At 71.8% G+C, this 1,728-nt stretch carries 1 protein-coding gene, 1 tRNA gene and 1 other RNA gene; 2 read left to right on the top strand and 1 reads right to left on the bottom strand.

Annotated elements, in window-relative coordinates; genetic code table 11:
- Positions 1 to 116: 116 nt before the first annotated feature.
- Positions 117 to 204 (bottom strand) — tRNA-Ser (locus tag ACFXA3_RS15440).
- Between the two features lie 131 nt (positions 205 to 335).
- Here ACFXA3_RS15440 and ffs point away from each other — a divergent pair.
- Both ffs and ACFXA3_RS15430 read left to right on the top strand, forming a co-directional pair.
- An RNA gene (gene ffs, locus ACFXA3_RS15435) (signal recognition particle sRNA small type) lies at positions 336 to 434 on the top strand.
- A 54-nt stretch (positions 435 to 488) separates the two neighbouring features.
- A partial coding sequence (locus ACFXA3_RS15430) for a DNA polymerase III subunit gamma and tau (RefSeq protein WP_385187012.1) occupies positions 489 to 1,728 on the top strand: 1,240 nt, incomplete at its 3' end.

Raw genomic sequence — 1,728 nt, 5'->3', positions numbered from 1 at the left:
CGGGGCGCCGGTGCGCCCCCCCCCTTCTGCGTTGCGGCGCCTCTCGCGTCGCCTCCCCTTGCTCCCCCCCACCCCGCTGGGGGGGCCCCACCTCCACAACGTGCCCGGTGAGGCACTGGCGGAGGATACGAGATTCGAACTCGTGAGGGGTTGCCCCCAACACGCTTTCCAAGCGTGCGCCCTAGGCCACTAGGCGAATCCTCCGCGGCAAACAATACAAGACGTTGAGGGGTGCTCGCGAACGTGATCGTCCGCGGGGACTTCCGGCAGGGATCCGGGCGGGGCCGGGGCCGGGACCGGGTCGATTCCGGGGGCCCGCATCCGCTAGGGTGGGGCCCAGCCCCTCACGTGGCGCTATCTCACCCAACTCCCCCAGGGCCGGAAGGCAGCAAGGGTAAGTGGGCTCTGGCGGGTGCGTGGGGGGCGCTTTGCGTTCCGGGGCGGTCGGCGGGACGTCTTTGTCGGTGGGCCCGGATAACCTCGTAGACGTGTCGTCCCTTGCGCTGTACCGCCGCTACCGCCCCGAGTCGTTCGCCGAGGTCATCGGGCAGGAGCATGTCACTGTCCCCCTGATGCAGGCCCTGCGGAACAACCGGGTCAATCACGCGTACCTGTTCAGCGGTCCCCGCGGCTGTGGCAAGACCACCAGCGCGCGCATCCTGGCGCGCTGCCTGAACTGTGAGCAGGGTCCCACTCCCGACCCCTGCGGTGAGTGCCAGTCCTGCCGGGACCTGGCGCGCAACGGCCCGGGGTCGATCGACGTCATCGAGATCGACGCCGCCTCGCACGGTGGTGTGGACGACGCCCGTGACCTGCGGGAGAAGGCCTTCTTCGGGCCCGCCTCCAGCCGCTACAAGATCTACATCATCGACGAGGCCCACATGGTCACCTCGGCGGGCTTCAACGCCCTGCTGAAGGTGGTCGAGGAGCCGCCGGAGCACCTCAAGTTCATCTTCGCGACGACCGAGCCCGAGAAGGTCATCGGCACCATCCGGTCCAGGACGCACCACTACCCCTTCCGGCTCGTCCCGCCCGGGACGCTGCGCGACTACCTCGGCGAGGTCTGCGGCCGCGAGGGCGCCACGGTCGAGGACGGCGTGCTGCCGCTCGTCGTGCGGGCCGGCGCCGGGTCCGTGCGTGACTCCATGTCCGTCATGGACCAGCTCCTCGCCGGTGCCGCCGAGGAGGGTGTGACGTATGCCATGGCCACGTCCCTGCTCGGGTACACCGACGGCTCGCTGCTCGACTCCGTCGTCGACGCCTTCGCCGCCGGGGACGGGGCGGCGGCCTTCGAGGTCGTCGACCGGGTGGTCGAGGGCGGCAACGACCCGCGCCGGTTCGTCGCCGACCTGCTGGAGCGGCTGCGGGACCTGGTGATCCTGGCCGCCGTGCCCGAAGCCGGGGAGAAGGGGCTCATCGACGCCCCCGCCGACGTCGTCGAGCGGATGCAGGCCCAGGCCTCGGTGTTCGGCGCCGCCGAGCTCAGCCGCGCCGCCGATCTGGTCAACACCGGGCTCACCGAGATGCGCGGGGCGACCTCGCCGCGGCTCCAGCTGGAACTGATCTGCGCCCGGGTGCTGCTGCCCGCCGCCTTCGACGACGAGCGGTCCTTCCAGGCCAGGCTCGACCGGCTGGAGCGGGGCGGGTTCGGCGCGGGCATGGCCGCGGCCCCGGCCGGCGCGCCCGCCATGGGGTACGTACCCGGGCCCGAGGCGCACGGCATGGCCC

The sequence above is a fragment of the Streptomyces sp. NPDC059456 genome (genome assembly GCF_042750055.1).
Taxonomy (GTDB): domain Bacteria; phylum Actinomycetota; class Actinomycetes; order Streptomycetales; family Streptomycetaceae; genus Streptomyces.
This window is presented reverse-complemented; position numbering and strand designations above follow the sequence as displayed.